Origin of the sequence: Eisenbergiella porci, from assembly GCF_009696275.1 — a bacterium.
GTDB lineage: Bacteria > Bacillota > Clostridia > Lachnospirales > Lachnospiraceae > Eisenbergiella > Eisenbergiella porci.
Genome location: NZ_VUMI01000052.1, coordinates 11989 through 37967, shown reverse-complemented (window position 1 = coordinate 37967; position 25979 = coordinate 11989). Strand labels below are relative to the sequence as shown.

Annotated in this window: 21 protein-coding genes and 1 pseudogene; 15 read left to right on the top strand and 7 right to left on the bottom strand. The window is 44.4% G+C overall.

Features of this window, described 5'->3' with window-relative positions:
- Positions 1-151 precede the first annotated feature (151 nt).
- Positions 152-364, top strand: coding sequence for a cold-shock protein (locus FYJ45_RS22970; RefSeq protein WP_154467391.1), 213 nt, complete (start codon positions 152-154; stop codon positions 362-364).
- Between the two features lie 181 nt (positions 365-545).
- On the opposite strand, the gene FYJ45_RS22965 is transcribed toward FYJ45_RS22970, so the two are convergent.
- The 3 genes from FYJ45_RS22965 to FYJ45_RS22955 form a co-directional block, all read right to left on the bottom strand.
- On the bottom strand, positions 546-1379 hold the full coding sequence (locus tag FYJ45_RS22965; protein ID WP_154467395.1) for a carbohydrate ABC transporter permease: 834 nt from the start codon (positions 1377-1379) through the stop codon (positions 546-548).
- Positions 1380-1392: 13 nt separating this feature from the next.
- Entirely contained in the window at positions 1393-2334 is a 942-nt protein-coding gene (locus FYJ45_RS22960; protein WP_195841946.1) for a carbohydrate ABC transporter permease, read from the bottom strand.
- Between the two features lie 62 nt (positions 2335-2396).
- Entirely contained in the window at positions 2397-3761 is a 1365-nt protein-coding gene (locus tag FYJ45_RS22955; RefSeq protein ID WP_154467390.1) for an ABC transporter substrate-binding protein, read from the bottom strand.
- A 262-nt stretch (positions 3762-4023) separates the two neighbouring features.
- Between FYJ45_RS22955 and FYJ45_RS22950 the strand changes: the two genes are divergently transcribed.
- Both FYJ45_RS22950 and FYJ45_RS22945 read left to right on the top strand, forming a co-directional pair.
- On the top strand, positions 4024-5817 hold the full coding sequence (locus FYJ45_RS22950) for a sensor histidine kinase (protein WP_154467389.1): 1794 nt from the start codon (positions 4024-4026) through the stop codon (positions 5815-5817).
- Positions 5814-7430, top strand: a complete 1617-nt coding sequence (locus tag FYJ45_RS22945) for a response regulator transcription factor (protein ID WP_154467388.1) — start codon at positions 5814-5816, stop codon at positions 7428-7430. The genes FYJ45_RS22950 and FYJ45_RS22945 overlap by 4 nt, the downstream gene beginning before the upstream one ends.
- Before the next feature lie 54 nt (positions 7431-7484).
- Here FYJ45_RS22945 and FYJ45_RS22940 read toward each other — a convergent pair whose 3' ends face one another.
- A complete protein-coding gene (locus FYJ45_RS22940; protein WP_154467387.1) occupies positions 7485-9482 on the bottom strand; it encodes a glycoside hydrolase family 31 protein in 1998 nt (665 codons plus the stop codon).
- Between the two features lie 304 nt (positions 9483-9786).
- Here FYJ45_RS22940 and FYJ45_RS22935 point away from each other — a divergent pair, with 304 nt between their 5' ends.
- The 4 genes from FYJ45_RS22935 (at position 9787) to FYJ45_RS22920 (ending at position 14776) form a co-directional block, all read left to right on the top strand.
- The gene (locus FYJ45_RS22935; RefSeq protein ID WP_235930971.1) at positions 9787-10761 is read left to right on the top strand and encodes an AraC family transcriptional regulator; all 975 of its coding nucleotides are present in this window, start codon (positions 9787-9789) and stop codon (positions 10759-10761) included.
- Positions 10762-10937: 176 nt separating this feature from the next.
- Positions 10938-12341: a sensor domain-containing diguanylate cyclase gene (locus FYJ45_RS22930; RefSeq protein ID WP_235930972.1), complete on the top strand. Its 1404-nt coding sequence runs from the start codon at positions 10938-10940 to the stop codon at positions 12339-12341.
- Between the two features lie 327 nt (positions 12342-12668).
- Complete coding sequence (locus tag FYJ45_RS22925; RefSeq protein WP_154467385.1) at positions 12669-14018, top strand: MATE family efflux transporter; 1350 nt, start codon at positions 12669-12671, stop codon at positions 14016-14018.
- Positions 14019-14050: 32 nt separating this feature from the next.
- Positions 14051-14776 (top strand): hypothetical protein, encoded by a 726-nt coding sequence (locus tag FYJ45_RS22920; RefSeq protein ID WP_154467384.1) that lies wholly within the window; start codon positions 14051-14053, stop codon positions 14774-14776.
- On the opposite strand, the gene FYJ45_RS22915 is transcribed toward FYJ45_RS22920, so the two are convergent.
- Positions 14763-15734 carry a phosphotransferase gene (locus FYJ45_RS22915; RefSeq protein ID WP_154467383.1) on the bottom strand — a complete coding sequence of 324 codons (972 nt, stop codon included), beginning with the start codon at positions 15732-15734 and terminating at the stop codon, positions 14763-14765. The genes FYJ45_RS22920 and FYJ45_RS22915 overlap by 14 nt on opposite strands.
- Positions 15735-15854: 120 nt before the next feature.
- Between FYJ45_RS22915 and FYJ45_RS22910 the strand changes: the two genes are divergently transcribed.
- A complete protein-coding gene (locus tag FYJ45_RS22910; RefSeq protein ID WP_025490294.1) occupies positions 15855-16325 on the top strand; it encodes a GNAT family N-acetyltransferase in 471 nt (156 codons plus the stop codon).
- Positions 16326-16410: 85 nt separating this feature from the next.
- Here FYJ45_RS22910 and FYJ45_RS31520 read toward each other — a convergent pair whose 3' ends face one another.
- The gene (locus FYJ45_RS31520; protein ID WP_268890968.1) at positions 16411-16545 is read right to left on the bottom strand and encodes a hypothetical protein; all 135 of its coding nucleotides are present in this window, start codon (positions 16543-16545) and stop codon (positions 16411-16413) included.
- 36 nt (positions 16546-16581) lie between these two features.
- On the opposite strand from FYJ45_RS31520, the gene FYJ45_RS22905 reads away from it, so the two are divergent.
- Positions 16582-17628 (top strand): mannonate dehydratase, encoded by a 1047-nt coding sequence (locus FYJ45_RS22905; protein ID WP_025490295.1) that lies wholly within the window; start codon positions 16582-16584, stop codon positions 17626-17628.
- On the top strand, positions 17625-19046 hold the full coding sequence (locus FYJ45_RS22900; RefSeq protein ID WP_154467382.1) for an MFS transporter: 1422 nt from the start codon (positions 17625-17627) through the stop codon (positions 19044-19046). The genes FYJ45_RS22905 and FYJ45_RS22900 overlap by 4 nt, the downstream gene beginning before the upstream one ends.
- 15 nt (positions 19047-19061) lie before the next feature.
- Here the strand turns inward: FYJ45_RS22900 and ymfI are convergent, their stop codons facing one another.
- The gene (ymfI, locus tag FYJ45_RS22895) at positions 19062-19781 is read right to left on the bottom strand and encodes an elongation factor P 5-aminopentanone reductase (protein ID WP_154467381.1); all 720 of its coding nucleotides are present in this window, start codon (positions 19779-19781) and stop codon (positions 19062-19064) included.
- A 138-nt stretch (positions 19782-19919) separates the two neighbouring features.
- Here ymfI and FYJ45_RS22890 point away from each other — a divergent pair, with 138 nt between their 5' ends.
- From FYJ45_RS22890 to FYJ45_RS22870, 5 genes and pseudogenes are all read left to right on the top strand, one after another.
- Positions 19920-20828, top strand: coding sequence for an NAD(P)/FAD-dependent oxidoreductase (locus tag FYJ45_RS22890; RefSeq protein WP_154467380.1), 909 nt, complete (start codon positions 19920-19922; stop codon positions 20826-20828).
- 531 nt (positions 20829-21359) lie between these two features.
- Positions 21360-22682: a C40 family peptidase gene (locus FYJ45_RS22885; RefSeq protein ID WP_235930970.1), complete on the top strand. Its 1323-nt coding sequence runs from the start codon at positions 21360-21362 to the stop codon at positions 22680-22682.
- 85 nt (positions 22683-22767) lie between these two features.
- Positions 22768-23064: pseudogene (locus FYJ45_RS22880) on the top strand (MATE family efflux transporter); the annotation flags it as partial.
- A gap of 718 nt (positions 23065-23782) precedes the next feature.
- The gene (gene hpf, locus FYJ45_RS22875; protein ID WP_025490300.1) at positions 23783-24310 is read left to right on the top strand and encodes a ribosome hibernation-promoting factor, HPF/YfiA family; all 528 of its coding nucleotides are present in this window, start codon (positions 23783-23785) and stop codon (positions 24308-24310) included.
- A 578-nt stretch (positions 24311-24888) separates the two neighbouring features.
- Positions 24889-25962 carry a substrate-binding domain-containing protein gene (locus FYJ45_RS22870; protein WP_154467378.1) on the top strand — a complete coding sequence of 358 codons (1074 nt, stop codon included), beginning with the start codon at positions 24889-24891 and terminating at the stop codon, positions 25960-25962.
- The last annotated feature ends 17 nt before the right edge of the window (positions 25963-25979 follow it).

The following is a 25979-nucleotide window of genomic DNA, read 5'->3' as shown; positions in this document are numbered from 1 at the left end:
CTTTCGTATAAGGTTGTTTTGGCGAGTGACATTATACCATAAAAGGGAGGTCAATGCTCTTTTTATTGCAAACTCCCATAAAATCAAGGTTTAACAATAAAAAACGGTAGTGAAACTTGACACTACCAATATTATAATGGAGGTACTGAAAATGAATAACGGTACAGTAAAATGGTTCAACGCAGAAAAAGGATATGGATTTATCACAAATGACGCAAACGGTGAGGATGTGTTCGTTCACTATTCTTCCATCATTTCCGAAGGCTACAAGAGCCTTAACGAAGGACAGAAGGTTACCTTCGATATGGAATCTGACCCGAAAGACAGCAGAAAACTGAGAGCAGTTAACGTCTGCGCAGCATAAGAGAAATAAGAAGTATTCTATCGTCCATTGTACCACGTTTTCTGGTCCGACCATTAGAGTATTTATATCGAGTCAAGGCAGGGAAGAAGAAATTCTTCCCTGTTTTTTTGTGGCAAAATATCCGGCTAAAATGATCTGTAATAGGTTGGATTTGCCCCATTAATTATTATTCTGTTTTCATTTAACCTTTGATACCGGTAGCAGCGATTCCCTCTACAAAATATTTCTGCATGGAGAGAAATACTATTAAAACAGGGATTAGAGATAAAACGGAAGCTGCCATTATGAGGCCATACTCAGAACCATATTGAGTAATAAACATACGGATACCTATTTGAATTGTTTTCAGTTTTGTATCACGCAGGTAAATCATAGGTGCCAGAAAGTCGTTCCATGTATTTACAAAAGTAAATATGGTCAGTGTAGCCAGTGCCGGCTTGGACAACGGTAACATTATTCTTGCATAAATTCGATATTCACTCATGCCATCGACTCGGGCTGCTTCACATAATTCATCCGGAATCCCCTGATAGAATTGTTTCATCATAAATACTCCAAATGCCGAAAATGCTTGCAGAAGGATAAGTCCTGCATGGGAGTTATCAAGTCCCATACTGCGAACCAGCATAAACTGGGGAACCATATAGACCTGCCAGGGCATAGCTATTGTGCCTATGTAACAAAGAAACAGTAAATCTCTTCCCTTAAAATTCAATTTGGCAAAAGCATATGCGGCAAAGCTGCTGGTTAAAAGTTGAAGAAGGGTAACAAAGAATGTGATTTTAACGGTGTTGATTACAAACGTGAAAAGAGGAATTTTACTCCAGATATCTATATAGTTTCTCCAACGAGGAGCTTGGGGAATCCACTGAATAGGAAATGTAAATACATCTTTATCCAGTTTTACAGAAGAGGACAACATCCAGACAAAAGGAATCAGCATTAAAAGTGACATTCCTATTAAAAGAATATATATGATTATATTAACTGCTTTAAATTTTTTCCTATGTTCCATTTCAATCTTCCTCTCAATAATCGGCATGCTTTTTTTCCCAAGTAAACTGAATGATTGTAACTGCCAAAACTATTACAAACAAAACCATGGATATACAGCTCGCATATCCATATTTACCATTAACAAATGCTGTATTATATATGTGGTATACAAGGACCAACGTGGATGTGCCCGGTCCGCCCTGCGTAAGCATATAGATTAAATCATAGACTTTAAAGCTTGCAATTGTCATCATTACCAGAACAAAAAAAGTGGTGGCTGAAAGCATCGGCCAGGTTATGTAATGGAATTTCTGCCAGCCAGTAGCTCCATCTAGGCTTGCCGACTCATATAAATCAGAAGGGATTCCTTGTAAGCCGGCTAGATAGATTACCATATAGTAGCCCATGCTTTTCCATATAGAAAACATGACCACAGTTATCATTGCCCAGTCCTTATCTGCTGCCCAGCCCGGGAGACTTTGAGGTGGGATTTTAAGAATTTGGTTCAAAATCATATTAACAGGTCCCATTTGTGGATTAAACAACATATTCCATACCACCGCGACTGCAACAAGGCTTGCAACATACGGGAAAAAGGCCAGAGTTCTGAATATATTCCTTCCCTTTAATTTCCTGTTTAGTAAAACTGCCAGTCCCAGGGAACAAACCATAGTAAGCGGAATATGCCCAAGGCAATAGGCAATTGTATTGACTAATGCCGCCTGAAACCTCGCATCTGTTCCTAAATTCAGATAGTTCTTAATTCCTACAAATTCGATAGGATGATTACCGTCCCAATTACAGAAGGAGAGTACAACAGCAAAAATGATAGGTAACATAGTAAATATGACAAAGCCTGCAAAATTGGGAAGCAAAAAGGAGTAAGCAACTATTGTCTGCCGTAGTTGTCTGCTTTTTTCCCTTTTTTTCTTAATAGATATAATATCTATTTCCTTGGTCTTGTGCATTTGCATATAATTTTTCTCCTCTTTTAAAAGATAAGGGGCTGCAGTATTGCAGCCCATCTCTTTTCTTATTAATTTTCGTTAAGTATTTTGCCTACCTCTTCATTCATTGCCTGAATACCCTCGTCTATCGTCACATTCCCTGACATGATATTGTCATGCTGCGTATTCAATGCAATATCAATTTCTCCGGTCTTTTTATTAATCGGTGCGTCCAGGTACACAGTTGCTGTTTTTAATGCTTCTTTACTATTTTCATCCTGAGGGAAGTATTCGTTACTTGTTATTACAGTTAATGCTTCCGGCAAATCCATTCCAGGCAGAAAACCTGTATTCGCCGTAATCAGGGCGCCTTCTTTTCCGGTTGCAAAAGCAACATATTTTAATGCCAGCTCTTTATTTTTGGATGCTGCATTCACACTTACAAAGCTGCCGCTTCCTACTGTCGTACCAGCTTCCACGCCTTCAGGATGAGGCAGTTTAACAATACCCCAGTTCGTACACTCAGATTCTCCAGCTTTAACTTTTCCCATCATAGTAGCTACAAACCAGGAACCAATGGGAAGCATTGCACATTGGTTATTCTGGAATACACCGCTGTAATGTGTCTGACTTGTTTTCAGGGAAGAATAATCCATACATATACCGTCTTCCTGTTCTTTCATTACCATTTCATAGAAAGGTTTCATATATTCATAGTTCCCACTTGCATAATCATGCTTTCCGTCCAGTATGGAAAAACCGGTAACGCAACCTCTCCAAACATGGTAATGTGTGCCATATACCTTGTCCTGGCCTACTTTGTCATTAGTCATTTTTCTTGCTAATGCATCATATTCTTCCATTGTAAGATCATTACTTGGATATGCTGTTCCTGCCTGATCAAAAAGGTCTTTATTGTAAAACAGAATATAGTAAGAACGAACCCAGGGTAAAGTGTACTGCTTGCCGTCAATCAATGTCTGTTCGGGGATGCCTCCGTACATGGTGGTATCAATTCCTTCTGATGCAATAAAATCATCTAAAGGTTCCAAAAAACCAGCATCCACCATTCTTACATAGCCAGGCATATCCTTTACATTGATAATATCAATATCACTGGAACCTCCGGAAAGCTGGGTAGTCAGCATGGTAGTATAATCTGCAGAGCCTAAATCCACCGGATTAATTTTAACTCCTGGATTGGCTTCCTCAAAACCTTTAACGATAGCCTGTACATCAGAAGACGACTCATAATCCCAGCAAGCAAGATTCAATACCACTTCTTCAGCATTCGTATCTTTTGTTTCAGCGCTGACGGTCTCCTGTTTACTTTTCTCCTGTGGTTCTTCCACATTGTTCTTCTGCGGTTCACTGCCGCAACCGGCTAAAAGAGTACCAGCCAGTGAAATTGTTAGAAATAACCCAAGTGCCTTTTTTGTCCATGTACTTTTCATAATTCTAATTCCTCCTATATCAATTTTTATTAACTAAACTGATTATAACAAGTACTATTCTTGTGTGGAATGCAGTAAATATAAATTATATACGTTTTTTCAGTTTGTTTTTTACTCAACATATAATATTTTTGAAATAAATACAGTATTTTTGACTGTTTTCTCAAATCATGGATTTCCTGATTTTTTTATGATATACTTATGAAAAACATAAAAAAACAAACATTTGTTCACATGACGATTATAGAGGAGTTTACCATCTATGAAACATATCAATTCGCAGTCTATACGGTATCAGATTACCAAAATAACCGTTATTTATGCGCTTGCTCTTATTATCTTGATGACGATATCTTATCGTACATTTTATGAATCCTTTTCTCAGAAAAAGATAATCAGAGCGGCCGAATTCAATTTACAGCTGATTACTGACACGGTTTCACAAAACCTGAATAACATATTCAGCTTCTCTAACTGGTGTGCAAGTAATAATTCTGTTTTTAATTATCTGACTACTCCTTCAGATGCGCCCAAACCATTGGATTCCTATGAACGCTTAAAGGAAGAATTCTACAGTACCGCATCCAGCCAATATATTGAACGTTTGGTAGTGAGTAATTACGACACAGGTTTTATGCAGATACTAACTGCAAACTGGGACGATGCCAGTATTTTTGATGCGAGTATTATTTATGATTCACTGCAGCTAAAGGATAAGATCCCTCCTAAACTGCCTGTCCTTACCGGAATTTTTCAGGATCCCCTTGTTCCCGGACATCAGATTTTCTCCGTGGTACAGAATATAACTTTGTTTAATGGAACTTCTATAGGGTGGATTTATATGGCTGTTCCGGTAAGCATAATTAATGATTCTACGGCTAATTATGAAACATCTACAGGAAACAGGCTCTTTTTTGAATTGAATGAGCAAATCTATGAAATCGCAGATCATCAAATTCTCCCTGTAGACAGGGAGTGGCGCAGTATCCGTGAATATAACAATATTGCTTATAACAGCCGGACACGAACAGAGAAGGTTTACCTGGATTCAACCAATTCCTCCAGTATCCTGATTACATATCCATCCTCTATTGAAGGACTTACCTTTTTGCAGTTGATTTCCAAAAGTGATATCGATTCTTCCGAACACTTTTATTATTTTACGCTTTTTTTGTCATTATTAATGGTAATGTTTCTTACTGCGATTATAGTTCTATATTTGAATTATCATATTGGAAAGCCTATATACAATATCCACGAAAAAATACATGCTATTTCGCAAGGTGATTTTACTTATTCACCCGAAATAGAAGGTGGAAACGAGTTAGGACAGGTAGGGCATGGCATTAATATAATGGCCCAGGATATAAAAGAGCTGATAGAACGCAAGATCGTTATGGAAAAGCAGAAACAGGATTTGGAAATACAAATTTTACATGATCAAATTAATCCCCATTTCCTGTATAATACCCTTAATTCCATACGGTTGATGGCGATTCTGCAGAATGCTACGGGGATTCCGGAAATGACCACTTCTCTGTCTCATCTATTAAAAAATATAACAAAAAACACAAAATATCTGATACCGCTTAAGGATGAGCTGGATTTGCTGAATGATTATTTTTTGATTGAAAAGTATCGGTACTCTGGTTCAATAAAACTTTTGGTACACATAGATAATCCAGAACTTTATGAATGCATGGTTCCTAAAATGATGTTGCAGCCCCTTGTAGAGAACGCTATCTTTCATGGAATTGAATCGAAGGGACAGCAAGGTATCATTAGTATAGATATTCGTAATATTAATAACAGTAGTTTTGTAATAATTATAACTGATAATGGTATAGGAATTTCAAAAGAACTTGCTGAGCAATTGCTGTATGGGGATAATGAGGCCGGTGATATAAAAAAAATCGGCATATCTAATGTAAATATGCGGATTAAGTATCATTTCGGGGAAGAATATGGTCTTCAGATTAAAAGTGAGTTGAATCAATATACTCAAATCTCAATTGCTCTGCCTTGCACAAAAGAAAGGAATGATTTCACATCATGAAATTGTTAATTGTTGATGATGAGCCCTTGGTAAGCGTAGGCATTGAGTCCATGCTTAACTGGAAGGAATATGATATCCAATTGCTGCCCCACGCTTTTAATGGGGAACAGGCTTTAAAAATGATTGAAGAATATCGGCCTGATATCGTTATAACTGATATTAAGATGCCGCTTATGTCAGGCTTGGAGCTTATCAGAGAGTGCAGAAGCCGTAATTATGAGCTGCCTATTTTCCTTTTGCTGACTGTATATGAAGATTTTGAATATGCGAAGGAAGCAATCAGCTATAATGTGCTGGATTATCTGATTAAGCTTGATTTAACACCTGATATTTTGAAGGCAGCCGTTGAAAGAGCCGTAAAATCAGTAGATAAAATAAAAAATGAAAATAATATATCGCAGTTTTCTTTAAAAGAGCAGATGCTTTCCTCTATACAAAACAAGTTTTTTATATACCTCCTTCATAATCTGTTTGAAAGTACTGAACAATTCCAACTACAATCAGAAAATTTGGGATTGCAGTTTGATTTTGGGCTGTTTTCTGTTGCTTACTGCTATACAGGAAATCGATATAATGGCGCTGCACCGCATGCTGAGGCATCTGTTACTATGTCCGTCAGTATACTTCAGATTGCTAAAGAATTGCTCAGGAAACACATTCCCTGTTACACAGTATCTATGGATTTAGAATATTTCTGTATTATTTTCTGCTGGAAAACAAAAGATATTCAGGAGTTTCTCCTTACGATAAGGGAAGCCATGGAGAATATGTGTGAAATGATTTATTCTTATTTCCATGCAGATGTTAAATGTACTCTTGGGGAGACTGTGAACTCCGCATCTTCCATATCCGCGTCTTATCAAACGGCACGCCTTCTTATGTCTTCGTCAGATAGCCGTGAGCATATTGTTTTTTATAATCCTGATTCTCCTAAATTGTTGATTCAGAATACATTTAATATCAGTATTTTTCGCAAAGAATTTTCTCTGGCTTTTGAGGAATTTAATATTGTAAAGATTAACAGCCTTTTCCATGATATTATTGTTCTTTTTCAAAACAAACCACAGAAGCTTCTTCAGGCAACAGATATATCCTGCAATATTTTACACCTATGCATATCTCTGCTTCCTTCCGGAGAAGAAATTGTAATGGATATTTTTTCAGATGAGCCGGAAAATTATCTGACTATACACAGTCTTACTTCAGTAATGCAGGTTATTAATTATCTGAACAAGCTTAACAAGGGGCTGTGCCAATATATTGAACGTGAACAAAAACATCTGACAAATCATATTGTGGCTAATATCCGAAAATATATCTGTTCCCATGTGTGCGAGCGGATTACGCAGCGGGAAGTAGCTGCAATATTCGGCATTACATCCAATTATCTTAGTATTCTTTTTAGAAAGTATAACGATACCTGTTTTAATGATTATGTGAATCAAGTAAAAATAGAAAAAGCCAAAGAATTACTGAGGACTGAAAATTTGAAGGTTTATGAAGTTGCAGAAATTCTTAATTTCAGCAGTGAATTTTATTTTAGTAAGGTATTCAAAAATATAGCAGGATGTTCTCCCAGTTCTTACTTGCAAAAGCATTCTTCTTCACCTTAATTGAAAAGGAGGAACCCCTTTTGGAGGTTTCCTCCTTTATCCAGCTGTTGTGTGTCATTGAAACAGACTGCCCCAATCCTCTGTCATTTTATCTTCCCTGACGAAAACCGGGATTTCATCTATATTTGCGGAAATGGTAAGCCAGACCCCTCCATTTATCATCCTTTTGTCCAGCAGACTGTACCAAGCGGAGCCTAAAGGCAAATAAACATCTTTTTCAAAAGTATTCTCATAAAGGATAGGAGCCACCAAAAGCGTATCTCCAAGCATATATTGTTCCTGCAGACTCCAACAATTTTTATCATATGGAAATTCATAAAACATAGGACGCATTATCGGGGCTCCCTCTATATGTGCCTCTTTCATTAATTTTCTAAGATAAGGACGCAGTTTTTCCCTTATCCGGATATACTTAGTCATGACTTCGTATGCATCCTCGCCAAAACTCCATATTTCGTTTTCGCCTCCTGTGAACATAGCTTCATTTCCATTTTTATGATACAGCTTACGGGATGGAATTCTATCGCCATGAAGACGCATGACAGGACAAAAGGTTCCCCATTCAAACCATCGGAGCAATAGTTTTCTGAAGCCTTCATTGTTAGGATCCCCTCCGGTAAAACCACCGATGTCAGTTGTCCACCATGGAATGCCGCAAACCGCCATACTAAGCCCGGCACAAAGTTGTTTCCGCAGATCCTCGTAGGTACTCTGTATATCGCCAGACCATATTAATGCGCCATACCTCTGACTTCCGGCCCAGCCGCATCGTACCAGATTCACAATGGCATCCATGCCCACTTGCTGCATTCCTTCATAAAAAATCCGGGCATACATTTGGGGAAATAAATTTCCTATCTGCAGATTACTTCCCATGTATAGTCTGTAGTTATCAAAATCAAGAGCAGAATAATTAGGCTCCGCATCATCCAGCCAGAACAAATGAATGCCCATATCATAATAATTTTTTTTGCATTTTTCCCATACGAATTCTCTTGTTTCTTTATTAGTGGGATCCAAAATCGAACTATTTCCACCAAATAATTTGGTTATATCCACTCCTCTTTCAGGCTTAATTAATAATCCCTTTTCCTGCATTTCTTCTCTGTTTTCACTGTCCTGAGCTACCTCAGGCCATACAGAAACCATCAATTGTATCCCTAATTCCTTCAGCCTCTGAACCATTTGTTCCGGCTCCGGGAAGAATTCTCTGTCAAACTTAAAATCTCCTAGTTTTGTCCAATGAAAAAAATCACAAACAATTACATCTAGGGGAATTCCTCTTTTATGATATTCCTCAGCAATTTGCAAAAGTTCTTTCTGATTCCAGTAGCGAAGCTTACTTTGCCAGAAACCGAGTCCGTATTCTGGCATTTCAGGAACTTTTCCTGTAGCATTTGCATAGGATTTAAGGATCTCTGCCGGCTCATCCCCTGCAGTAATCCAATAATCCATCTGCCTGGCCGCTTCACTATACCATTGCGTTATATTTTTTCCAAAGACTGCTTTTCCAATTGCCGGATTATGCCATAAAAACCCATAACCTCTGTCTGACAATACAAAAGGGATGCTAACCTGAGAATTTCTATGAGCCAGTTCAGCAATACTGCCTTTCCAGTCCAGAACAGTCTGCTGATATTGTCCCATGCCATATAGCTTTTCTTCCGGATCAGAAGCAAAGCTTACTGTAAGCGAAAAATCTCCTCCTATCCGTGGTTTAAACTCCCTTGATTTCAGGCGAAGTGCGCCACCATCTCCATATTCTTTTAACAATAATTTCCCATTAGAATGGAAGACAGATAATAAGCAATCCTTTTTTCCGGGAATATACTCTAAAAGTGCCCGAATTTTACCATTTATAATTTCGCCTTTATCTTCTTGGACGGTTATTATACATTTCGTCGGTTCTGGTTCCAGCAAAGCATAATCTGTATTTATTATTTCTCCCTGCATAACAGCTCGGATCCGAAGGCTGTTTTTCCCCCAGGCGACAATTTCAAGAATTTCACCATTATAACGATATCCCAAAGCCTGTTCTTTCTGATAAATCATTTTTCTCCTATCTGCCCATTGAATCTTGCAAAGAAATCGACTTGTACCGGAAAATAGAATCCTTGCATGTATTTATTATTACGGGCTATCTGATATCAGCATAAATAAATCTGGGACAATACGGAATAGACACAATATAAATAACATTCATTTTTTTTGAATTAATATAAAATATATTTTGTAAAAGCAAGGGATGTTTCATTTAAAACAGGAAACCGCCCCCCTCACCTATGGACAGGACAGCCCTTCTGTGCACACTCTCTGAAACTGAGGGGCGTTGACTGGGGGGGACGGGGAGATTATAATGGGAGGGAATGGATGGCTTGGGATGAAGGATATGGGAATTACGGATTTTAAGGAGAAGGCTTCTCATGGGGATGTGTTGATGCCGATTCAACGGTATCGGTGTATCGTGCCGTTTTCTTATCAGGATTTGTCGCTGCATTGGCATGATGAGGCGGAGGTGGCGTGGATCGCGGATGGGGAGATTGATTATGATATTAATTTTGAGACCTTCCGGGTGGTGAAGGGGGATATTTTGCTGATTTCCCCGCATACGCTGCATTCGGCGCATGCGCTCAGGGAGAAGGAGATGATTTCGGAGAGTCTGGTTTTTCATTTGGACATGCTGGGATATCAGACGCCGGATGCGTGTACGATTAAGTATATCAGTCCGCTGCAGAAGGGGAAGTATCGGTTCGTTCCGGTGATCCGGGAGGGAGAGCCGGGGCATGAGGCGCTGCTTGGCTGCATAAAGGAGATGCTGACGTGTCTGGAGGATAAGAATTATACGCGTTTTGCAGGCTGTCAGGAGGACGGCGGGGAAGTGAGAAGGCGGGAGGGGATCGAGCTTTTTATGAAGGAGCAGTTGTTTCGGTTTTTCCGGCTTTTGTATCAGTATGGTTATGTGGTGAAGAATGAAAGCTCGGCCAGTGATTCGGAGCTGGAGCGGAAGCTTAAGGCTGTGTTGGGATTTATTCAGGAGCATTATACGGAGACGCTGACCATTGAAGAGCTGGCGGGGGTGTGCCATTTCAGCCAGGCTCATTTCATGAGCTTTTTTAAGCGGTTTGCAGGGATGACTTGTGTGGAGTATATCAATCATTACCGTCTGTCACGCGCGGCGGCGGCGCTGGCGCAGTCGGACCAGCCTGTGATGGAGGCAGCGCTGGAAAACGGGTTCCATAATATTTCTTATTTTAATAAGCTGTTCCGGAAGGAGTTCGGCATGACGCCGAAGGAATACAGAAGGGCGGCTGGAAAGCCGGAAAAGCAATAAGCCGGAAAAGCGATAAAGCGGAAAAAATAAATCAGCAAAATAGTAAGGCTGAAAACATAAAACCGGAAAACATTAAACGACATAGATTTATACAAATAAACGTGATAAAATAAAAGAACGTGAACTTTTGACAAGATATGTGATAGTATGTAATGGAGAGCAGGCTGTTTGTGGAAATGATGCGTAATGAGATTAAAAGCAGCCCGGATCCGGACAGTATCTGGGATTTCCTGAAGGGGATTGATTCCACTATGCTGGAAATTGAAGGGGATACCTTTGACGGACTGTATATGTATTATCAGGGACGCTATCTTTACAGCTGGGATACGCCGTATTCCCAGTATGAGGAGACGGGGTATGTGGCTACGGAGCGCCCATGGTATAAGGACGCGGCGGCAGGGCAAGGGGAAATTGTGTTTACGCCGCCCTATATGAGCTATGCCAATCATTATATACTGACTACGCTGTCACAGCTTCAGCCGGACGGCGAGACTGTTTTTGCATATGATATTAAGATGGGAGACATTCAGCGCCTGGTATCCTCCATGGAGGGATACAAGAAGGAAGAAGTCCTGATTTATGATAAAAACGGAACGGTAATCGGCAGTACGAGGGAGGATTATTTGGGAGGCAGCCTGCTGGTGCCCATGGAAGAAGTCAGCGGCGCGGTGGAAGCGGCCAGGGCGGAGCTTGAGGCGGCGGATCCGGCCGATGGGGAACAGTATTCCAAGGCGGAGGAGCAGCTTGAGGCGGCGGAGGCCTTCTGCAGCTTCCGTCAGGGCTTTCAGCCTGAATTCGACAGGCTGGCGGCAGCGGAATCAGAATCGATCTGTGTCCCTCTGAACGGAGGCAGGTATTACGGACTGCTGCTGGGAGCGGGAGATTATCATTTCCTGGTGCTGGTTCCTGTGCTGTCCATGCTGGCGGCTACGCTGGGATCCTGGCTTGTTCCCCTTCTTCTGGTGGAGCTGCTGTTGATTTATGTATTCAGCCGTATCAGCAGGGAAATGAAGAACCGTGAGCTGAAGAGTGCATATATTGAGCTCGGTCAGACACAGAAACGCCTGGAGCTTGCCTTGAGCGCAGCGCAGAAGGCCGCGGCCATTGATGACCTTACGGGACTAATGAATTTCAAATCCTTCCGTTCCCAGACGGAAAGCTATCTGGCACAGATGGAGGATGAGGAACGGGGAATCCTGATTATGATAGACGGTGATCATTTTAAGCATATCAATGATGAATATGGCCATAGTATGGGGGATGAGGTGATCAAGCTCACAGCCCAGATGATCATCGGCCATATCCGTACCGTCGATCTTGCTTCCCGTCTGCATGGCGATGAATTTGCGATTTTTGTATCCAATACCGCTGATTATGGGGGTGCCAGAGGAATTATCGGGGATATTAACCATTCTATTGCCAAAGAGGCAAAGAAGCGGAATATGCCTTCCATTACGATTTCAGCGGGCGCGGTGGTTGCAAAAAGGGGCGACTCTTATGCGGCGCTGGCCAAAGCCGCGGATACTGCACTGTACAATGCCAAGGAGACCCATAACGGAGGCTTTGCCCATGATGCCTGAAAACAGAAACGGCTGCCGGGGATTAGGTGATATGTGACCCGCATGGCATTGCAGGCGTATATTTATAAGTCAAATTCAGGCGTATGTTTATGTATTAATTTCATGCGTATATTTATGTATCAAACCATTGCGGTGGGATATTTTTTCTGATAAGATAAGGTGTCCGTTACGAGACTATAAATTTTTCTGTTTCTGATTCCAAACAGTGAGATTTATGGTCTTTTTTTTCTGCGGCGCAGACTGAAGGAATTGTGCTGCCCGCAACAGTAAATGATAAAAGACAGATGCGGCCTCAAAAACGCGGCTGCGGAAGGAGTATGTTAATTAATGAATCAGGATTTTATGAAAACAAAACCTATTTTTCCGTTGGTATTGTCCATGTCCCTGCCGATGATGCTGTCCATGCTGATCAATTCCCTTTATAATATTATTGACAGTATGTTTGTGGCCAGGATCGGGGAGGATGCGCTGACGGCGGTTTCTCTTGTTTATCCGCTTCAGACGCTGGTGGTGTCCATCAGCGTAGGGTTCGGCGTGGGTATCAATGCGGCGGTAGCTTTTTTCATGGGAGCGGGAGAAAAGGAGAGCGCCGACAGGTCGGCGGCACAGGGGCTGCTCCTCAGCCTACTGCACGGCGCCCTGCTGTCTGTGGGAGGATTTTTGTGCATTCCGTATTTTCTTCCCCTGTTTACTTCAGATGCCAGAATCCTGGATTGGGGAACGGAGTATGCTTATATTGTCCTCAGCTTTTCCATGGTGGTTACCGTTCAGATAGCTTTTGAAAAAATATATCAGGCGGTGGGGAATATGATGGTTCCCATGGTTTGTATGGCTGCCGGCTGTATTACCAATATTATTTTGGATCCGGTTTTTATTTTCGGGCTGGGGCCTGTTCCGCGCATGGAGGTAAAGGGGGCGGCCATAGCTACTGTGATCGGCCAGGTGGTAACCCTGATTCTATATCTGATCTGGTATTTCAGCAAGGACATGGGGCTGTCTCTGGGCCGGCGGAATATGAAGCTTTCGGGAGAAATTTGTGCAAAGCTGTATACGGTAGGCGTGCCCTGTTCCCTGACTATGGGGCTTCCGTCACTGCTGATAACCATACTGAACGGTTTTGCGGCGGCCTTTTCCCCGGTATATATTTTGATTCTGGGCGTTTACTTTAAGCTTCAGTCCTTTATTTATCTGCCTGCCAATGGGATTGTCCAGGGAATGCGCCCGATACTCAGCTATAATTACGGCGCCGGAGAAAAGAGGAGGATGAATCGGATCATACAGATATGCAGTGTGATGATTCTGGTGATCATGGCGGCCGGGATGCTGCTGTTCCTCCTGGTTCCGGGAATCATCATGAAGCTGTTTACAGCGGATGCTGTTACCATACGGGAAGGCTCTGCCGCTTTACGGATTATCAGCCTGGGCTTTGTGGTATCCGGTGTGAGCGTGATTTGCTCCGGCGCGCTGGAGGCTCTGGGAAAAGGCTTTGCCTCCTTCCTTATCTCCCTGCTGCGCTACCTGGCCCTGATCGTGCCCGCGGCCTGGCTGGGCATCCGAATCGCCGGGGTCACAGGCATCTGGACCGCTTTCCCGGTGGCCGAGTTTATCACCGCAATTGCGGCGGCTGTGATTTTTGCTGTAATTTATAAGAAAAATGTGAGTTCCATTCCCTCTTAATAATCGCCGGCAATATCTAAGGAGAGCAACGAATGAAAAGTACACAGTCCGCACTGAAAAACAGAGGAATGGCTTCACCGGAGGAGCTTGCCGCCTGCGCGGATCTGCCGTGGGATCAGCTTGTGGGGGAGCTGCACAGCGCAGACCCCTGCCGCCGGACCGCCGCCGCCCGCTGTATGGATCTAAGGAGTAAGTCTGCCGAGTCTGCCGCCGATCTGCTGCTGGAACAGCTTTCACAGGAAAAATGCCTGTATACAAGGCTTGCCATCTGTGAAGCCCTGGAAAAGGGTACGGCAGAAACTGCGAAAATAATGCTTCCCTGGCTTGGCAGGATCGGAAATAACCAATATAAGGCCCTGCCGTATAAGGTGTCCGCTAAAAAATCCTTTCCCCTTCCCCGTGATCTGATTGCCCGTTCCCTTGCAAGAATGGATGCGGCGGTTTTCCCCCTCCTTCTGCAGCTGTTTAATACAGGCAGTGAACAGCAGATATCGGAAGCGCTTGACGCGGCGGGCTTCCTGGCTTTTTACCATCCAGCCCTGGCGACCCGTGAAAATGCAAAACAGATTCTCCGTCTCCTGCATTCCCACAGCGGCAGTGAAATCATTGAATGGAAGGTTCTGCTCTGTCTTTCCGCCTTCCCTGTGCCGGAGGCCGTGCAGGTCCTTGAGGGATATGCGGGAAGAGACGACATTTTTGGAAAAGAGGCGGAACGCTCCCTGCGTCTGATAAAAAACAGAGCGTTTACTCAGCGCTGACAGGAAAAGAAAGCGCCTCCCAATGGGCGGTAAGCCATAATATCTGATCCCTGAACTCCACCGCCTTTCCGGTCAGGGATGGGGTAAAGCAATCAGGCTGTATCCACCACGGAACCTCAATGCACCAGGAAATGCGCAGGGCATCCCCGATATCTGCCATGGAAAGGGGCATATGCAGTGCATATCCAGCCACAAAGGCACGGATTTTCTCATAATTCAGCTGTTCCCCCTCCAATGCGAAGGACAGGATTGCCCTGCCCACATCATGCCAGAGATAGCTGTAACAGTTCCTGTCAAAGTCAATGATCGCCTCCACGCCCATTTCATGAAACAAAATATTGTCCGGCGTAAAATCCTCATGTGCAATCCCTCTGGGCAGCCTGTCAAAAATATCCGGCGGAAGCAGCTTTACAATGGCTTCGCACGATAGCAGCGCCCTGCGGTAGGCCGCCGGCATATCACAGGTAAGCTGCCTGGTTTGCCTGCGCAGGGTCTGGCATAGCGAATCCATGGTATAACCGCCGAACGCGGGAAAGCTCTTTTCAACGCTCCCGGTGAGCCTGGAAAAAGCCTTATGCAGGTACCCACAGGCGCTTCCGAGGCTTTTCATCTGCGCGGTGTTGATTGTCTGCGCATTCTCGTTTTTCCCCTGGCAAAAAGACATCACCATATAAGCTGTGCCGTCGTCCAGGAACCGTATGATTTTCTGCCCACACTGGTATACATGGGGGCAGGCCACGCCGTACGCCTCCAGCATTGCCTGCCGTTGCAGCGCGGACTCAATCCTGTTTAATTTCTCCCTGCTGAACCGTTCCCTGCTGTATTTTTTTACCAGAAGCTCACGGTCTCCGGCTGACGCCTTCCATAATTGGTTCAGCCAGCCTCCGTTAACTGTGGTAATATTAGATATAGCCATGCCAAAGCCTGCTTTGATGTCGGCAATAATTTTCTCGTCCATACAGAACCGTATCCTCCCCTGAAGTAATTACGCTGCTTTCAGCGTACCACAAATCATACCGCCTTTCCACTTCAACCGGCGCTAAAAACGGTTAATGGAACGGACAGACAGGAGAAAAAAATGATTGTGCCAATGACAGAAGAATATGCCGTCCGCTATCTGGACTGGAGTTACCCGGAGCCCTATGAATTTTACAATATTCCAAGGGCGCATTACGATGAATGCCTGGAGGAAGTCATGGAAAACCTTCCTTACTGGTTCGCAGTAATTGATGAAAACGACCGATTGCTCGGCTTCTATGAATTTTCCTTCCATGAAGAAAATGAAGAAAAGGTCATGGAAATCGGCCTTGGCTTATGCCCTGAGGAAACCGGAAAAGGAAAGGGGCTGGAATTCGTAAAACAGGCAATTGCCCATGGCCGCCGTCATTTCTGTTTTCCTGACGGCCCGGTGGTATTGCGTGTCTTGGATTCCAATCAACGCGCAATAAAGACCTATGAACGGGCCGGATTTAAGGTTTATGGAGAACAGAAGGCCAGTTCTTTTGGGAAGCCGGTTACTTTTCTGTGTATGAAAAACTCCGGTTTGTAAAAAATATTATGCGATAGCCTGAATTAAAATATGTTCTGCACCGTCTTCGCTGATCTGCTTAATTTCTCAATTTTCATTCATAAAATCAAAAATCCCTGGCAAAACTAAAATCAATAGCAAATGATACAATCCGAGGCACCGCACCCACAGCCGTCCATTCCGCCGGCTCCCGGCGCGGTGCCCTGGTCCTGTAATCCTTCCCTGCCATAATCATGCCCATCTTAATTTAACCCTCCCTAATGAAAGGAGCCGATCCATGAAAATGACCTTCCGATGGTATGGGGATAACGATCCGGTAACCCTGGGGCAAATCAGACAGATCCCAGGCGTCACCGGCATTGTATCAGCCATATATAACATTCCTGTAGGTAAAGTCTGGCCCGTTGAGGCCATCAGGGAACTGAAAGAAAAAGTCAGCCGTTCCGGCCTTGCGCTGGAAGTGATTGAAAGCGTTCCGGTGCATGAGGACATCAAGCTGCGCCGGGGAAAATACCAGGAATATATAGAGAATTATAAGGAAAATATCCGCAGGCTGGCAGCAGAGGGAATCCGATGCATCTGCTATAATTTCATGCCGGTTTTTGACTGGACGAGATCCCGCCTGGATCAGCCGCTGCCGGACGGCTCCAATGCCCTTGTTTACTATAAAGAGGATGTGGACAGGATGGATCCGGCAAAGATGTCCCTGCCCGGCTGGGATGCTTCCTATTTTCCGGAAGAGATCGAAGAGCTGATCCGGGAATATCAGCTTCAGGGCATTGAAGGCCTTTGGGAAAATCTGAAGTATTTTATCCAGGAAATTATTCCGGTCGCCATAGAATGCAATGTGAATATGGGCCTTCACCCGGATGATCCGCCGTGGCCGATTTTCGGAATTCCCAGAATTATCACGGACGAGGCTGCCATTGACCGTTTCCTTTCGCTTTATGATGATCCCCACCATGGCCTCAGCCTTTGCAGCGGCAGCCTGGGTTGCGCCGCCTGCAACGATATCCCGCATCTGGTTCGCAAATACGGAAAGATGGGAAGAATACATTTTGCCCATATGAGGAATGTCAAAATACTGGAGGACGGCTCCTTTGAAGAAAGCGCCCATCCTTCCTTCTGCGGCTCCCTGGATATGGTGGAAATCATGAAGGCCTATTATGAAACCGGATTTGAGGGCTATATGAGGCCGGATCACGGAAGAATGATCTGGGGTGAAACCGGAAAACCCGGCTATGGCCTTTATGACAGAGCACTGGGCGCCGTATATCTCATGGGAATCTGGGAAACGTTAGAAAAGGAATGGAAAAAACGATGAATGATAAAACAGAACAAAACGCCGGGAATATAAGGCCCTTCGGCATGCGGGATAAAATAGGCTACATGTTCGGAGACTTTGGAAACGATTTTACGTTTATATTTGCCAGCTCTTTTCTCATGGTATTTTATACAAAGGTATTGGGAATCAGCGGCCTTGCCGTGGGTACCCTTTTTCTGGTGGCAAGATGCGTGGATGCGGTGACGGATATCACCATGGGCCGCATTGTGGATATGAGCCGTACCGGCCGGGATGGGAAATTTAAGCCCTGGCTGCGCAGGATGAGCGCGCCGGTGGCGCTGGCAAGCTTCCTTATGTACCAGTCCGGCCTTGCAGGCGCCTCCATGCCGGTAAAAATGATTTATATGTACGTAACCTATCTTTTGTGGGGAAGCATTTTTTATACGTCGATAAACATTCCCTACGGCTCCATGGCGTCCGCTGTCACCTCAGATCCGGATCAGCGAACCTCGCTGTCCACGTTCCGCGGTATCGGCGCGACGCTGGCAGGCCTGGTCATCGGGGTGGGTGCGCCTCTTCTTATCTATACGACGGATGCTGCGGGAAATCAGATCGTAAGCGGTCCGCGTTTTACAGCAGTGGCAGGCCTGTTTTCCCTGCTTGCCATTGTCTGCTATTTTATCTGCTACCGCTGCACTACGGAGCGGGTGCGTATGGACAGGATGGGGAACCGGGAAAATGCAACGCTGGCAAGAACCTTCCGTACTGTTTTTTCCAGCAGGGCCCTTCTGGCGATTATCGGGGCAGCCATCGGCCTTCTTCTGAGCCAGCTTTTAATCCAGTCCATGAACCAGTATCTGTATCTGGATTATTTCCGGAATACCAAAGTGCTTTCCGCGTTCAGCCTGGTTTCCACCGTGGTGTCGCTGGCCATTGCAGGCGTTACCGTCCCCCTTTCCAAACGCTTCGGGAAAAAAGAAGTGGCTGCGGCGGCCACCTGTTTTTCCGGCGTGGCCTACCTGATTCTGTATTTCATGCACATTACCAGCGCATGGCTGTATATGATTCTCTCTGTCATCGGATTTCTGGGAGTGAACCTGTTCAATATGGTGATTTGGGCGAATATTACGGATGTGATTGATGATCATGAGGTAAGGACCGGAAGCAGGGATGACGGTACGGTGTATTCCGTCTATTCCTTTGCCCGTAAAATAGGACAGGCGCTGGCCGGAGGGCTGGGCGGCGCTGCGCTGCAGGCCATCGGCTACGATGAGCTGGCTACGGTGCAGAACGCCAGGGTGGTGGAAGGCATTTATGCCACAGTCAACCTGATCCCCGCAGTCTGTTTCCTGGGCGTGGCCGCCATTCTTGCCTTTGCCTATCCATTGAGCAGAAAAAAGGTGGAGGAAAATGCCGCCATATTAAAAAAGAAAAGAGAAATGGAACAGCGCTCCTGAAAGGGGCGCTGTCTTTCAGATCCATCCCCCGTCAATGGTGATGATTTGCCCGGTCATATAAGCGGGCGCCGTTATAAGCTGGCCCGCCAGGGCGGCCACCTCCTCCGGCCTTCCGATTCTGTCTGCCGGAATTTCTTCGATGAGAGAGGCCATTTCTTCAGGGGAAAAGCAGCGGTTCATATCGGTATCGATTACCCCGCAGGCAATGGCATTGACCTGAATATTGCTGGGAGCAAGTTCTTTTGCCAGCGCCTTTGTAAGACTGTTGACCCCACCCTTTGAAGCGGAATAGGCAGCTTCCATGGAAGCGCCCGCCTGCCCCCATACCGATGAAATATTGATGATTCGTCCCTGCTTGGCGTGCACCATCAGCGGAATTGCCCTTCGGCAGGTATAAAAACAGCTGTCAAGATTGGTTGACATAACACGTCTCCATTGGGAAACGGACATATCGGAAAGAAGTCCGATGTGAGAGATGCCCGCATTATTAATCAGTACATCCAGGCGGTTCATTCCGTCAAATAACCGATCCACAGCCTCCGGATCGCCCATATCGCCCTGGAAAATGTGACAGGAAACGCCGTATTTTTTTTCCAGGCCTCCGGCAAGCTCCTTCAACTGATCCAGTGAATTCAGGCAGGTCAGCGTAAGATCAAAGCCCTGCCTGGCCAGCTCTTTGGCTATAGCTTCCCCGATCCCGCGGGAGGCTCCGGTAATTAATGCTTTCTTTCTCATGGGGTTCTCCTTTTATGAACTTGGTGTCTTCCTATTGTAACATATCCTGAGGAAGGTTGAAAGCTGCGGCCGAAACCGGTATAATGGAAACAACGGCTGGATAAGCTTACAATAAAGAATGGTAAAGGGGTAGTGATTATGCATGATTTGATAATTATCGGTTCCGGTCCTGCGGGGCTGAGTGCTGCGGTATACGGAAGAAGAGCCGGATTTTCCACGTTGGTAATAGAGAAAAATCCCATGAGCGGAGGTCAGGTGCTCAACACCTATGAGGTGGACAATTATCTGGGGCTGCCCGGAATCAACGGTTTTGACATGGGGATGAAGTTCAGGGAGCATGCGGAAAAAATGCAGGCGGAATTCATGGAAGCGGATGTGCTTGGCGTGGAGGATTCCGAGGATTGCAAGCTGGTGAAAACAGCGGAAGGGGATTATGAGGCCAGGGCGGTTATCATAGCCTCCGGCGCTTCCCACAGCCATCTGGGCGTGCCCGGAGAAGAGGAACTGAGCGGAATGGGCGTTTCCTACTGCGCCACCTGTGACGGCGCTTTTTTCCGGGGTAAGACGGTAGCGGTGATAGGCGGCGGAGACGTGGCGGTTGAGGATGCCATTTTCCTGGCCAGAGCCTGTGAAAAGGTATATCTGATTCACCGCAGGGACAGTCTCAGGGCGGCACAGTCGCTGCAGAATACCATGCTGGCGCTGCCCAATGTGGAGGTTTGCTGGGACAGTGTAGTGGAAAGCATCAACGGCGACGGCCAGGTAAGCTCTCTTACCATGCTGCATAAACCGAGCGGAGAGCGGCGGGAACTTCCTCTTCAGGGCGTTTTTATCGCAGTTGGCATTAAACCCAATTCCGAAAGCTTTATCTCCAACATTGCATCAGATGAAAAAGGCTACCTTATCGCGGGCGAGGACTGCGCAACCAGTATGCCCGGCGTATTTGCCGCAGGCGATATCCGTACTAAGAAGCTGCGCCAGATTGTAACCGCCGTGGCGGACGGGGCCAATGCGGTGGAGGGCGTACAGGAATATTTCCTGCAGTAATATTTCCTGCAGAATTGTTGCAATATAAATATTGTAATTGGTAACTGTTCAGTACCCCTCACAGTTACTGCTAAAATCCATCCTAAATCGCCTTTGGCGATGGATTTTAGCACTCCTGAATCACTTTCTTACGGTCAGCGCAAAGCGCTGGCCTGCGCAGATAAATGCGCTGACCTGCTGAACAGTTACTGTAATTGTTCAGTACGGCGTATCTTCTTGAATGGCTCTTCTATTCAAGAAGCATCGGATGTTCATCCGATGTAAATATTAAATATTACGTAACAACTTTTATTGTTAATTATTGCCAGTATGTAATATAAAATCTGTAAAATTCAAAAAATGTTCACAATTTGGAAAGGAAGGCCGAGTGCCTTCCTTTCCTTGATTTTATGTGGTTTCGCAGGCTTTTTCTCTTTAGAATCGATTTTTGTGTAAAGGTTGACAAAAAATGGCGGCGGTGGTATAGTTAACAACAGATGTAATAATTTCGTAACAAATGTAACAGTTCAAATGATTTTTTTGGAGGAACTCATGAAATATACACGCGTGAAAGCTGTAACATGTGCAATCACTGCTTCCGCAGTAATATTTGGTACAGCTGCTATGCAGGCAAGTGCAACCGGTGTATCTTATGAACTTCCGGCAGCAGGCATCGGCCTGACGCTGGATGAAGGCAGTTCCCTCACAAGTGTACAGGAAGAAGCAGACCAGAGCGAAAAGGCTGCACAGACTGTCCAGACCGCACAGGAATCCTCAGAGGTAACATCTGTGGATATCGAAACCGGAATGACAGGAGCAGGAGAATCATACATTGACGCACAGGTTGATTCCCATATCCGGGAACAGCAGACAGAGGCGGCGATTACCAATGGTATTGGCGTGGCAAGCGTACTGGATGTGGTGGAAGCTCCTGAAGCCGAAGCATCTGTGTCAGACGTGGTTCTGACAATCGGCGAGGATGCGGTTCTGAGCGGACAGGCTACCGTGCAGGGAGAAACTCTTGCACAGTCGAAGACAATTGTTGAACCTGTAGACCTGAAGGAAACACAGACTGCCAAATCAGAGACAACCCAGACACCTGAACAGGAGCAATCCTCACAGGCAGATAATAATAGCCAGGAAAAAGAATCCGAACCGGAAAAGGAAGAAAGCAGGGAATATGAATCCCAGACCGAAACCTCTTCCGAAGAAGAGTCAAAGAAGAAAACCGAATCCTCTGCTCAGACCGAATCTTCATCAGAAGCTTCCTCTGAGACAACAACGGAATCTTCTTCTGAAACAACTACAGAGACTACGACGGAAAAAACCACTGAGACCACGACCGAAACAAGCAGTGAGACAACAACAGAAACTACAACAAGGACAAGCACGGAGACAACAACGGAAACTGCTTCCCAGGCACCTTCGGAAACAGCAACGGAGTCTGCAGCAACAGAAACTTCTTCTGAAGCTTCCGCAGAAGCCGCTCCGGCAGCAGAGACAAAATCCGCGGCAGCAGCCGTTTCATCACACGGTGAATCAGTTGCGGATTTCGCAGTGCAGTTTGTCGGCAACCCTTATGTATATGGCGGGACAAGCCTTACAAACGGTGCGGACTGCTCCGGTTTTGTAATGAGCGTATATAAGAACTTCGGTGTTTCCCTTCCTCATTCCTCATCTGCAGACAGAAATGTAGGCACGGATGTAGGCGGACTGGAAAATGCACAGCCCGGAGATATCGTATGCTATACCGGCCATGTGGGAATTTACATCGGCGACGGACAGATCGTACATGCCAGCACGGCAAGTACTGGAATCAAGATTTCTGAGGCTGATTACAGAACTCCTGTGGCAGTAAGAAGAGTTCTTCCCTGAGAAATAAATAATAATGAAAAGTAACAGAGGATATGTTCTTAGGAGCATATCCTTTTTATTATGCAGAAAGAGTGGGTGATGATGTTTGCCTGTCAGGAAAAAATGCTTTGGAAGCGTACCAAAGAAGCTCATCAGGTTTGCGCTTCCCCTCCTGTTAGCCAGCCTGCTCCAGCCCTTTTACAGTATTGTGGATATGGATATGCTTGTTGTGGGGAATATAGCAGGTGAAACGGGGCTTGTGGCAATCAGTAATACTTCCATGATGAGTTTTGTCATTAACTTCGTCTGCATCGGCGTTACAATGGGCGGAACGGTTTTAATTGCCAAATATAAAGGTGCGGAGGAACTGCGAGGGCAGACAGTAACCGTTTGGAACATTTGGCTGCAATGCTGAATTACTTTGGTGTATCCGTTGCTGCAGCATGCGGTGTAGGGCCTAAAATAAATACGTTTGAAGGAATGCACTGCTGGACAATAGGGCAGGCGGTTTCACCGATTCTGCCGGCTGTCACAGGTCTGATTTACTTTAAGGGCAAGTCCTGGGAAAGCAAAAAACTGATACATCACAGGACATGAAAAGCAGTCTGGCACGCCGCCTGCAGAGGGATGGCAGGAGACAGATTTTTTTCAAAAATCAGATAAAAATATATTATTGTCTGACACTTTCAAAATTATCTGAAAAGGCACTGAATTTACCCGGATTGTAGATTCTGCACAAAATTTGTCGAAGTATATAGAAATAAGAGTTTTTTAACCACAAAGTTATCCACACAGAAAAAGCGGTATTTTTGGGGATTATGGAGTTATACACGAACTTATACACATTATCCACGGGTTGAGAAAATATTTCAGTGCTGTTCGTAAGAACGTAAAATGGAACGGGTGTTTTGGCAAGTTCCACGAATTTTACAAAATAATTACAAAGTTATGTCATTTCACATTGACAGAAACAATTATAAATTTTCAGTTAAAATTCTGAAAACATTGCATGCCGGTGTGGGGATATGTTATAATCCAAATAAGGACAAAAAGATATGCCGCAGGATGTGGACAGGCAATATGGTCTTTGTTCCTAATATGAAACAGAAGGGATGATCGGCATGAAATTCATTATCAGCGGAAAGAACATCGAAATAACACAGGGGCTTCGCAGCGCAGTGGAATCGAAGATTGGCAAGCTGGAAAAGTACTTCACCCAGGACACGGAAGTACATGTAACGCTGAGCGTTGAGAAAGACAGACAGAAGATTGAGGTGACAATCCCGGTAAAAGGCAGTATTATCAGGTCGGAGCAGACAAGCAATGATATGTATGTATCCATCGACCTGGTTGAAGAGGTAATTGAGAGACAGCTTAAGAAATATAAGAATAAAATTACGGACAAGCATCAGTCAGGCGGCAATTTCCAGCAGGCTTTTATTGATAAGGATTATCCGGAAGAAGAGGAGATCCAGATTGTCAGAACCAAGAAATTCGACATTAAGCCGATGTATCCCGAAGACGCATGTATCCAGATGGAACTTCTGGGACATAATTTCTTTGTTTTCTTCAATGCGGAAACAGAGCAGGTGAACGTAGTGTATAAGAGAAAAGGTAATACCTACGGATTGATTGAACCGGAATATTAAGAGTTAAGCAAGTGAGATAGAAAAGGGGGCCGCGCTCCCCGGTGATCGATGGATCACCGGGGGTGCGGCTTCTTTTTTGCGGTTATTTGAACAAAGGTGAAGCATAGATGCCGTATTTACCTGGAGGGAGGGGGGGAACAGCTTCATCTGTAGTGAGATTCTGCCATTGGAAGAAAACAGACATAAATACAGAATGGTATATTAAATAAACAACATCATAAGGAAAAATATAAAATATTTGTTGTTGATATGCACAAAAAACGAATGGTAATTAAGTATATAATAACCAAAATGACAGCAAAAACAGGGGAAATACAATAAATCTATTGACAATAAAAATATCATGATATATTATTAGTAAAAATGATGAATAAATGGTTTGTATTATTAAAATAAATAAAACGATAAAACGAATGCATGGGTAAAAATTATGCAATTAATATAATATACAAACGTTGTTTGGGTTAAACCAAATGCATAATTTGTATAAAATTACTAAAAAATGAAAATAAAAATTGTTGTGCAATATTACTAAAAACTGCAACTAAAGATAAGGAAATGGGGTTCGGGAGAAGGCTATGAATCAGGAGAACAAAGAAATTGCAGATATCCTGCGCAGAGAAGTAAAGCAGCTGCAGTCCGACAGACTGATTAAGCTGGAATCAGAAAGAAAACTGGAGCAAAGGCTTATGGTTGGAAGGCAGCGTATCCGGGAAGTGATTAATCAGCTTGTATCCGAGGGACTTCTTATCAAGTACGAAGGGAAAGGGACCTATGTCGCACCGATTGTAAAAAACAAATATGTAAACCTTATCTGCTCTCCCAGCATTAAGCTCAACGATCCCTTTTACAACAGAATGCTCATGGAGCTGACAAGCTACTCTGCGAAAAACAGCGTGAATATGATTCCGCTGACACTGGAAACGCTGGAAAACGGCGATATGATTTCGCCGGTACTGATGATAGGTAAATTTGAGGAAGATAACCTGCAGAAGATTAAAGATATATATCCCCGAATAATCTCTTTTGAAAATTATCCAAACCATGATGATTTTGCACAGATATATTTCGATCATTTTAAAATTGGCATCAATGCGGCTAAGGTTCTGGCCGGCTACGGACATAGAAAGGTAATACATATCACCGGGCCTGATACTTATGCATCCGCTCTTTACCGCAAGAACGGCTTTATCAGGGGCTCAAGGAAAAATGGGATTGAGAATGTAATCCTGGAAAGCAAGATGAACTTCAGAGGAGGTTATTCTCTTGCAGATCAGGTGGCGAACCTGGTTATGATCCGGAAATTTACGGCTGTGTTTGCTGCAAACGACTGGATGGCTATTGGGCTGATTCAGGCATTGAGGACAAAGGGGATTGAGGTTCCGGATCAGGTTTCGGTGCTGAGTGTGGATAATATACCTCTGGCAAGCCAGTTTGCCCCGGCGCTGACCACCTATTCCCTGGATGCCAATATGATGATTGCAGAATGCTTTTCCCTGATGGATGCGGTAGAAAGCGGCAAGGGGGGAGATATGGAAAATAATGCGGCGGAGGAACGGAAGTTCCACAAGAGGATTATATTGCAGCCCATATTGATAACCAGGGATACATTGAAAAAACGGGAGGATCCGTTCCGATCGGGCTGTTATTGATGCAAAAGCTACGGCTT

Coding starts and splice junctions, on each gene's coding strand:
- FYJ45_RS22940 (WP_154467387.1), bottom strand. CDS start 9,482: ATGATTTATCAGAAAGAACAGGCTTTGGGATATCGTTATAATGGTGAA.
- FYJ45_RS22960 (WP_195841946.1), bottom strand. CDS start 2,334: ATGCAAATGCACAAGACCAAGGAAATAGATATTATATCTATTAAGAAA.
- FYJ45_RS22970 (WP_154467391.1), top strand. CDS start 152: ATGAATAACGGTACAGTAAAATGGTTCAACGCAGAAAAAGGATATGGA.
- FYJ45_RS22955 (WP_154467390.1), bottom strand. CDS start 3,761: ATGAAAAGTACATGGACAAAAAAGGCACTTGGGTTATTTCTAACAATT.
- ymfI (WP_154467381.1), bottom strand. CDS start 19,781: ATGAGAAAGAAAGCATTAATTACCGGAGCCTCCCGCGGGATCGGGGAA.
- FYJ45_RS22925 (WP_154467385.1), top strand. CDS start 12,669: ATGAATCAGGATTTTATGAAAACAAAACCTATTTTTCCGTTGGTATTG.
- FYJ45_RS22910 (WP_025490294.1), top strand. CDS start 15,855: ATGATTGTGCCAATGACAGAAGAATATGCCGTCCGCTATCTGGACTGG.
- FYJ45_RS22915 (WP_154467383.1), bottom strand. CDS start 15,734: ATGGACGAGAAAATTATTGCCGACATCAAAGCAGGCTTTGGCATGGCT.
- FYJ45_RS22905 (WP_025490295.1), top strand. CDS start 16,582: ATGAAAATGACCTTCCGATGGTATGGGGATAACGATCCGGTAACCCTG.
- FYJ45_RS22920 (WP_154467384.1), top strand. CDS start 14,051: ATGAAAAGTACACAGTCCGCACTGAAAAACAGAGGAATGGCTTCACCG.
- FYJ45_RS22930 (WP_235930972.1), top strand. CDS start 10,938: ATGATGCGTAATGAGATTAAAAGCAGCCCGGATCCGGACAGTATCTGG.
- FYJ45_RS22965 (WP_154467395.1), bottom strand. CDS start 1,379: ATGGAACATAGGAAAAAATTTAAAGCAGTTAATATAATCATATATATT.
- hpf (WP_025490300.1), top strand. CDS start 23,783: ATGAAATTCATTATCAGCGGAAAGAACATCGAAATAACACAGGGGCTT.
- FYJ45_RS22870 (WP_154467378.1), top strand. CDS start 24,889: ATGAATCAGGAGAACAAAGAAATTGCAGATATCCTGCGCAGAGAAGTA.
- FYJ45_RS22900 (WP_154467382.1), top strand. CDS start 17,625: ATGAATGATAAAACAGAACAAAACGCCGGGAATATAAGGCCCTTCGGC.
- FYJ45_RS22950 (WP_154467389.1), top strand. CDS start 4,024: ATGAAACATATCAATTCGCAGTCTATACGGTATCAGATTACCAAAATA.
- FYJ45_RS22935 (WP_235930971.1), top strand. CDS start 9,787: ATGGGAGGGAATGGATGGCTTGGGATGAAGGATATGGGAATTACGGAT.
- FYJ45_RS31520 (WP_268890968.1), bottom strand. CDS start 16,545: ATGGGCATGATTATGGCAGGGAAGGATTACAGGACCAGGGCACCGCGC.
- FYJ45_RS22945 (WP_154467388.1), top strand. CDS start 5,814: ATGAAATTGTTAATTGTTGATGATGAGCCCTTGGTAAGCGTAGGCATT.
- FYJ45_RS22890 (WP_154467380.1), top strand. CDS start 19,920: ATGCATGATTTGATAATTATCGGTTCCGGTCCTGCGGGGCTGAGTGCT.
- FYJ45_RS22885 (WP_235930970.1), top strand. CDS start 21,360: ATGAAATATACACGCGTGAAAGCTGTAACATGTGCAATCACTGCTTCC.